We start from the raw sequence: 6,421 nt of genomic DNA, 5'->3' as shown, positions 1-6,421 counted from the left end.
GGCGCCGCCTGCGCCGCCCTCCCCGCCGCCTCCGCCCGAGGTGCCGGACGCGGCCCATGCGGCCTGCGCCGACAAAGCGTCCGGCAGCAGGCTCACCTGGTCGCCCGCGGCGGGCGAGACCATGACCGGTATCTGCGAACGCAGGGCGGGCCGGATGCAGTTCCGCCTGCGCGAGTACCGCCGCTCGCATTGAGCGCCTCCGCGGGCGGGCTTCGAGGGACCGGATGGACTTTGGAATCTAGATCATTTAATCTAGATGCATGAGCGCCCCCGAAGCCCCACCCAAACCCACCCCGTCCGAGCTCGAGATGCTGCGCCTGCTGTGGCAGCTCGGCCCGGCCACGGCGCGCCAGGTCCACGAGGCCGCGACCGCCACGCGGCCCGACATGGGCTATGCCAACGTGCTGCGCCTGCTGCAGGTCATGCATGCCAAGGGCTTGTTGCAGCGCGACGAAAGCGCGCGCGCCCACATCTATGCCCCCGCCCAGCCGCAGGACAGCCTGCAGACCAGCCTGATCAAGGAGCTGATCCACAAGGCCTTCGCCGGTTCCGGCAAGGAACTCGTGCTCGCCGCCCTGCGTGGCGGCCATGTCAGCAAGAAAGAGCGCGAGGAAATCCAGGAGCTGCTCAAGCGCGAGAAGTAAAAACCTATTCCATTAGGCGGGAGGAAGCTCATGGCGATGCATGGGAAGTGCAGGCAAGGCGCGAGGAGGCAGTGTGGCTGGCCACACAACGACGAGCAACGCCGCCTGCGCTTGCCAGGCGCGCCAGGAGCGAGTACCGCCTACTGGGATAGGTTCTAAGCATGGAGCTCAAGCGTCCCGTCCCGCCAAGCCAGCCCGAGCTGGAGGATTGCTGCCGCAGCGGCTGCGTGCCCTGCGTCTTCGACCTGTATGAAGAGGCGCTGGCGCGCTACGAAAAGGAGCTGGCCGCCTACGAGGCCGCGCTGGCGGCCCGGGCCACTGCGCCGGGGCCAGCGCGTCGGCGCTGATGCGGGTCCGGCTCGCACGCTTGAAATCGCCGCGTTGGCAAATTCATTACAATTGGCTCAACGGTGGCGCAAGCGGAGATCATATGTTTGACATGGAACTTCCTTGGTGGGAATTTGTCGTACGGGGCCTGGCGGTCTACCTGCTCCTGCTGGTCATGGTGCGCCTGTCGGGGCGCCGCACGGTGGGCCAGTTCACACCGTTCGACCTGCTCGTCGTGATGCTGCTGTCCGAAGCGGTGTCGAATTCGCTGTCGGGCGGCGACCAGTCGCTGGTCGGCGGGCTGATCTGCGCCGCGACCCTGGTCGCCATCAACGCCGTGATCGCGGTGAGTACCACGCGCAGCAAGACCATATCCAAGCTGGTGGACGGGAGCGCCGTGCTGGTCGGCCGCGACGGTGTCTTCTTTGAAAAAGTCATGCGCGAATGCCGCTTATCGGATGGCGACGTGGAGGAAGCGTTGCGCGAGCACGACTGCCCGCGCTCGGAAATGAAATGTGCTTTCCTCGAGGCGGACGGCGAAATCACCATCCTGCGTAATCCGCAATAGCGGCAGCCGGCGACTTCTTCTGATTCCAAGGGCACATTCCTAACGGGGAATGTGTGCTGGATTTCCTTTGCCCCTCAGTACCGTGTGGCCGCGCCGGTATGCCTGTGCTACTTTTTTCACCAGCCTTCCTCGCGGGAGCGCTGCGTTGGTTTCTTTCCTAATCAGGAGGTATACCATGAAGAAAGTCTTGTCCGCGTTGGCGCTGGCCGCGTCCACGCTCGCACTTGCACCCTCCGCACTGGCAGTCGACTTCTACCGCGCCGTCTCGAGCGGGCCGGCCGAAGCGACGCCGAATCCCTCACCCGGCTACAGCATTGCCAGCTTCGAACTCGACGGCATGATCCTGAGCGCGGACATTCCCTTCACCGACCTGGTGAGCGGCACCACCATGGCCCATATCCATTGCTGCACGGTCGAGAGCCTGACGGGCACGGCCGGAGTGGCGATCCCGCTGTTCGGTTTTCCGACCGGGGTCACCTCGGGCAACTATAGCCAGACCTTCGACCTGGCCGACCCGGCAGTGTATGACCCCGCCTTCCTGACGGCCTTCGGCGGGACGGCGGCAGGCGCCAGCGCCGCCCTGCTCGATGCACTGGGCGAGAACACGGCCTACCTGAACATCCACACCACCCAGTATCCGGGCGGCGAGATCCGCGGCTTCATGGTGGCGGCTCCCATACCCGAACCCGGATCATGGGCGATGCTGGGTGTCGGGCTGCTGGGCGTGGGAGCGATCGCACGCCGCCGCATGGGCCAGGCCAGCTAGCTTCGGCTAGCCCAGCGAAGCGCCCGGATGGCGTGCGAGCACCTGGCCCCAGGCCGGGACCGCCGCACGCCAGAAGGCATCGAGCGACTCGGCCCGCTCGATGCCGAGGTCCAGGAAACGCGCTGTCTGCAACAGCGCGGCGACAGCGTTCGCCTCGTCGCCGGCGCTCACGGCCAGGGCGCCGGTCTGCTTGGACAGTTTCTCGCCATGGTCGTTGCGCACCACCGGCACGTGCAGGTAGCGCGGTGTCGGCACGTCCAGCACGCGCTGCAGGAAGATCTGGCGCGGCGTGGAGTCGAGCAGATCGGCGCCGCGCACCACATCGGTGACGCCTTGCTCGGCATCGTCCACCACCACCGCGAGCTGGTAGGCCCAGAAGCCGTCGGCGCGCTTCAGGACGAAGTCGCCCGACTCGCGTGACAGGTGCTGGGTGATCTCGCCGGTGAAGCGGTCGGTGAAGCTGATGGTATCGAAGCCCGCATCGGGTACGCGCAGGCGCAGGCTGCGCATGCCGCGCCCTTCGGCCAGGCCGTAGCGGCAGGTGCCCGGATAGATGGCGGCGCCGTCCGGCGCGAAGCCCAGGCGCGAATCGGCGATCTCGCGCCGGTTGCAGCCGCAGGGATAGGTGTGCAGCGCGATGCGCTCGGCCGCCGCCTGGTAGAGATGCTTGCGCCGGCTCTGCCAGACGATTTCGCCGTCCGCATGCATGCCCAGCGCCTCGAGGAGCGCCAGGATGCCCTCGCCCGCGCCGGGCACGCTGCGGCCTTCGTCGATGTCCTCGATGCGCACCAGCCAGCTGCCGTGGTGGACACGCGCGTCGAGATAGCTGGCCACCGCCGCCACCAGCGAACCCGCGTGCAGCGGGCCGGTAGGCGACGGGGCGAAGCGGCCGATATAGGGTGTACTCACTGCTGGATGACTTGTTCGCGATTCGGGAAGGCGGCTACCTTAGCACAGGCGAGGATTCAAGGCGTCGCCTTCTTCGCGCTCTCGTCGATCAGTTTCTTGACCTGGCCGTTGACCTCGTTCGGCACCGCCATCGACAGCTGGTAGTGCAGGATCTCGAAGCCTTTCCTTGTCTTGCGGATCACGCCGCTGGCCATGCACGGGCCCATGTTCGGCGTGTCGAGCAATTCGTCGAACCAGATGATCGACGCATCCGCCGAGGCATACACATTGCGGCGCGTGGCCTTGAAGCTCCAGGCCGACTTGCGCTCGAAATACTTCCTGGCCCAGGCCTTGAATTCGTCGCGCTTCCACAGTTCGCTGCGGTCGGTGCCGATGTAGACGCCTTCCTTCGCCATCTTGTCGAAATACGCCATGCGCGCGTTGGCGGCGTCCTCGTGCCATTCGTCGACGAAGGCGTTGACCTGGCGCACCAGGGCCGGATCGGTCTCGGCATGGGCGTGGCCGAACAGGCCGAGGAACAGGAAACAGGCGGTCAGGAAGCGCTTCATGGTGTCCTTTTTATGTGGGTGGAATAGAGGCGGGTGCATTGTACACATTGAAATGTAACAAAATGTGCAAGTTCGATGTCGGCAATGTGCGTGGTGTACATTTGCCAATATCGTGACTTCCTGGACGGGCGATGAAACGAGCATTAACGATGAGCTTGAACATGCTGGTCCTGGCGCAGCCCGGCCACGCGCAGCCGCCTGTTGCTGCATCGCCAAGCGCGGCGGAGATCCGCGCGGCGGCGCGCTCCCCTGCGCTTGAGCAGGCGCTGCGGGCCGCGCTGGCCGAGCATGCCGGAACGCCGGAGGACAAGCCGAAGGCGACGTTCGGTCGCGACGCACCTGCCGCCTTCGAGCGTCAGTTCCGCGAAGCCAAGGTGCCCAACTGCCTGCACGAGGACGGGCTCAAGCGCCAACCCACCTTCTTCCTCAGCGGCTACCTCGCCCTGCCCTTCATTCTTGTTGCCGGCGCCCGCGGCAAGTGCCAATTCTAGCGATGCAGTTCGCCCGCGCGCTCCGGCTGGTATTCGATACCACGCACGGTGACCCGGAACTCGCCGCCGTCCGGCCTTTCCCAGGCGATGCTGTCGCCGATTCGCAGGCCCAGGAGCGCGGTGCCGACCGGCGTCAGCACCGATAGCTGCTCGCCGCTGTCGGTCATGTCCTTCGGATAGGTGAGCGTCAGCGTGACTTCTTCCTCGGTGTGGTCGAAGCTGAAACGCACACGCGAGTTCATGGTGACGACATCGGGCGGCATGTCCCAGGGTTCGACCATCTCGGCACGGCCGAGTTCATCGAGCAGCGCATCGCGGGCGTTGGCCTGCGCCGCAGGCAGTCGGTCGAGCACGCGCTCCAGGCGCTCCAGGTCGAGCCAGGAAATAGTAATGGACGGTTTCATGTTCTAACTCCAATTAGCGGCCGCTCTCCGGCGGCCATCGACAAAAGGGTACACCGGCGCTCAGGCGCCGATGGCGATGTGATGGAGGTCGCTCGGGAGGAAGGCGGATGGCGGGGTGGGCCCCGCCTGCTTCCTCGCCGAGCCTAGGAAAGCCAGGCGAGATTGCGCGCGGGATAGCGCGTGCACTGCACCGCGCAAATGACGGGCGCGGCGGCGCGGCCGCCGATAAGGCGGAAGGCGTGGCGCGTCATGGTGCGGTGTGCGTGGATCATGTGAGGAGTATAACTTTTGTGACAGGCACGTCAACGCCCGAGACACATTTATACAATTTGTCGTGTCGAATTTACCACCACGGGTTACCCACCGGTCGTACCAATAAAAAAAGCGGGCCGCAGCCCGCTTTCCTTTACGCAGCGATGCGAAATCAGCGCTTGTCGATCGTCGGCACGTCGCGCACCGGCGAGCCCACGAACAGCTGGCGTGGACGGCCGATCTTCTGTTCCGGATCGGCGATCATCTCGTTCCACTGGGCAATCCAGCCGATGGTACGGGCCATTGCGAAGATACCGGTGAACAGCGAGACCGGGATACCCAGGGCCGACTGCACGATGCCGGAGTAGAAGTCGACGTTCGGGTACAGCTTGCGCGACACGAAGTATTCGTCTTCCAGCGCGATGCGCTCGAGTTCCATGGCCAGCTTGAACAGCGGGTCGTCCTGCAGGCCCAGCTCTTCCAGCACTTCGTGGCAGGTTTCGCGCATCAGCTTGGCGCGCGGGTCGAAGTTCTTGTACACGCGGTGACCGAAGCCCATCAGCTTGACGCCCGAGTTCTTGTCCTTGACCTTTTCGATGAAGGCCGGGATGTTCTCGACCGAGCCGATTTCCTTCAGCATGGTCAGTGCGGCTTCGTTCGCGCCGCCGTGCGCCGGGCCCCACAGGCAGGCGATACCGGCAGCGATACAGGCGAACGGGTTGGCGCCCGACGAACCGGCCAGGCGGACGGTCGAGGTCGATGCGTTCTGCTCGTGGTCCGCGTGCAGGATCAGGATGCGGTCCAGGGCGCGCACCAGCACGTCGTTGACCTTGTACTCTTCGCACGGGTTGGCGAACATCATGTGCATGAAGTTCGCGCTGTACGACAGGTCGTTGCGCGGGTACATGAACGGCTGGCCGATCGAGTACTTGTAGGCCATGGCGACCAGGGTCGGCAGCTTGGCGATCAGGCGGATCGCCGAGATCTCGCGCTGCTTGGCGTCGTTGATGTCCAGCGAGTCGTGGTAGAACGAGGCCAGTGCGCCGACGGTGCCGACCAGGACCGACATCGGGTGCGCGTCGCGGCGGAAGCCACGGAAGAAGAAGTTCATCTGCTCGTGCACCATGGTGTGCTTGGTCACGGTCTCGTCGAACTTTTTCTTCTGCTCGGCGTTCGGCAGTTCGCCGTTCAGCAGCAGGTAGCAGGTTTCCAGGAAGTCGCAGTTGACGGCCAGTTGCTCGATCGGGAAGCCGCGGTACAGCAGCTCGCCCTTGTCACCGTCGATGTAGGTGATGCTCGAGTTACATGCTGCGGTCGACATGAAGCCAGGATCGTAGGTGAACTTGCCGGTCTGGCCGTACAGCTTGCGGATGTCGATAACGTCCGGGCCGATGGTGCCCTTGTAGATCGGCATGTCGACCGACGGGCTGCCGTCCGAGAACGACAGGGTGGCTTTGGTATCAGAGATGTTCATGGCACTTCCTTCTATGGGAGTGAGAGTCTACAAAATTA

At 64.6% G+C, this 6,421-nt stretch carries 10 protein-coding genes and 1 pseudogene; 6 read left to right on the top strand and 5 right to left on the bottom strand.

Annotated elements, in window-relative coordinates; translation table 11 throughout:
* The 5 genes and pseudogenes from V7778_RS12400 to V7778_RS12380 all read left to right on the top strand — a co-directional run.
* Nucleotides 1-193, top strand: a pseudogene (locus V7778_RS12400) (hypothetical protein); the annotation flags it as partial.
* 67 nt (nt 194-260) lie between these two features.
* A complete protein-coding gene (locus V7778_RS12395) occupies nt 261-644 on the top strand; it encodes a BlaI/MecI/CopY family transcriptional regulator (RefSeq protein WP_335555606.1) in 384 nt (127 codons plus the stop codon).
* 161 nt (nt 645-805) lie between these two features.
* Entirely contained in the window at nt 806-991 is a 186-nt protein-coding gene (locus tag V7778_RS12390) for an oxidoreductase-like domain-containing protein (protein WP_335555605.1), read from the top strand.
* Between the two features lie 83 nt (nt 992-1,074).
* A complete protein-coding gene (locus V7778_RS12385) occupies nt 1,075-1,539 on the top strand; it encodes a DUF421 domain-containing protein (protein WP_335555603.1) in 465 nt (154 codons plus the stop codon).
* A gap of 175 nt (nt 1,540-1,714) precedes the next feature.
* A complete protein-coding gene (locus V7778_RS12380) occupies nt 1,715-2,305 on the top strand; it encodes a CHRD domain-containing protein (RefSeq protein ID WP_335555601.1) in 591 nt (196 codons plus the stop codon).
* Nucleotides 2,306-2,311: 6 nt separating this feature from the next.
* Here V7778_RS12380 and gluQRS read toward each other — a convergent pair whose 3' ends face one another.
* On the bottom strand, nt 2,312-3,214 hold the full coding sequence (gluQRS, locus tag V7778_RS12375; protein WP_335555600.1) for a tRNA glutamyl-Q(34) synthetase GluQRS: 903 nt from the start codon (nt 3,212-3,214) through the stop codon (nt 2,312-2,314).
* A gap of 56 nt (nt 3,215-3,270) precedes the next feature.
* Nucleotides 3,271-3,762 (bottom strand): nuclear transport factor 2 family protein, encoded by a 492-nt coding sequence (locus tag V7778_RS12370; RefSeq protein WP_335555598.1) that lies wholly within the window; start codon nt 3,760-3,762, stop codon nt 3,271-3,273.
* Between the two features lie 149 nt (nt 3,763-3,911).
* Here V7778_RS12370 and V7778_RS12365 point away from each other — a divergent pair, with 149 nt between their 5' ends.
* Complete coding sequence (locus V7778_RS12365; RefSeq protein ID WP_335555596.1) at nt 3,912-4,253, top strand: hypothetical protein; 342 nt, start codon at nt 3,912-3,914, stop codon at nt 4,251-4,253.
* Here the strand turns inward: V7778_RS12365 and rnk are convergent.
* The 3 genes from rnk to gltA all read right to left on the bottom strand — a co-directional run bounded on the left by rnk (nt 4,250) and on the right by gltA (nt 6,383).
* Nucleotides 4,250-4,657, bottom strand: coding sequence for a nucleoside diphosphate kinase regulator (gene rnk / locus V7778_RS12360; RefSeq protein WP_335555594.1), 408 nt, complete (start codon nt 4,655-4,657; stop codon nt 4,250-4,252). The genes V7778_RS12365 and rnk overlap by 4 nt on opposite strands.
* A gap of 143 nt (nt 4,658-4,800) precedes the next feature.
* Nucleotides 4,801-4,929 carry a hypothetical protein gene (locus tag V7778_RS12355; RefSeq protein WP_335555593.1) on the bottom strand — a complete coding sequence of 43 codons (129 nt, stop codon included), beginning with the start codon at nt 4,927-4,929 and terminating at the stop codon, nt 4,801-4,803.
* A gap of 152 nt (nt 4,930-5,081) precedes the next feature.
* Nucleotides 5,082-6,383, bottom strand: coding sequence for a citrate synthase (gene gltA, locus V7778_RS12350; protein ID WP_335555592.1), 1,302 nt, complete (start codon nt 6,381-6,383; stop codon nt 5,082-5,084).
* Between the last annotated feature and the right edge of the window lie 38 nt (nt 6,384-6,421).

Origin of the sequence: Massilia sp. DD77, from assembly GCF_036961685.1 — a bacterium.
In the GTDB taxonomy this organism is placed as follows: domain Bacteria; phylum Pseudomonadota; class Gammaproteobacteria; order Burkholderiales; family Burkholderiaceae_D; genus Telluria.
Note: the sequence above shows the minus strand (reverse complement) of the source record. Positions and strands in the feature narration are given on the sequence as shown.

Coding starts and splice junctions, on each gene's coding strand:
- gltA (WP_335555592.1), bottom strand. CDS start 6,383: ATGAACATCTCTGATACCAAAGCCACCCTGTCGTTCTCGGACGGCAGC.
- V7778_RS12385 (WP_335555603.1), top strand. CDS start 1,075: ATGTTTGACATGGAACTTCCTTGGTGGGAATTTGTCGTACGGGGCCTG.
- V7778_RS12370 (WP_335555598.1), bottom strand. CDS start 3,762: ATGAAGCGCTTCCTGACCGCCTGTTTCCTGTTCCTCGGCCTGTTCGGC.
- V7778_RS12380 (WP_335555601.1), top strand. CDS start 1,715: ATGAAGAAAGTCTTGTCCGCGTTGGCGCTGGCCGCGTCCACGCTCGCA.
- rnk (WP_335555594.1), bottom strand. CDS start 4,657: ATGAAACCGTCCATTACTATTTCCTGGCTCGACCTGGAGCGCCTGGAG.
- V7778_RS12390 (WP_335555605.1), top strand. CDS start 806: ATGGAGCTCAAGCGTCCCGTCCCGCCAAGCCAGCCCGAGCTGGAGGAT.
- V7778_RS12365 (WP_335555596.1), top strand. CDS start 3,912: ATGAGCTTGAACATGCTGGTCCTGGCGCAGCCCGGCCACGCGCAGCCG.
- V7778_RS12355 (WP_335555593.1), bottom strand. CDS start 4,929: ATGATCCACGCACACCGCACCATGACGCGCCACGCCTTCCGCCTTATC.
- V7778_RS12395 (WP_335555606.1), top strand. CDS start 261: ATGAGCGCCCCCGAAGCCCCACCCAAACCCACCCCGTCCGAGCTCGAG.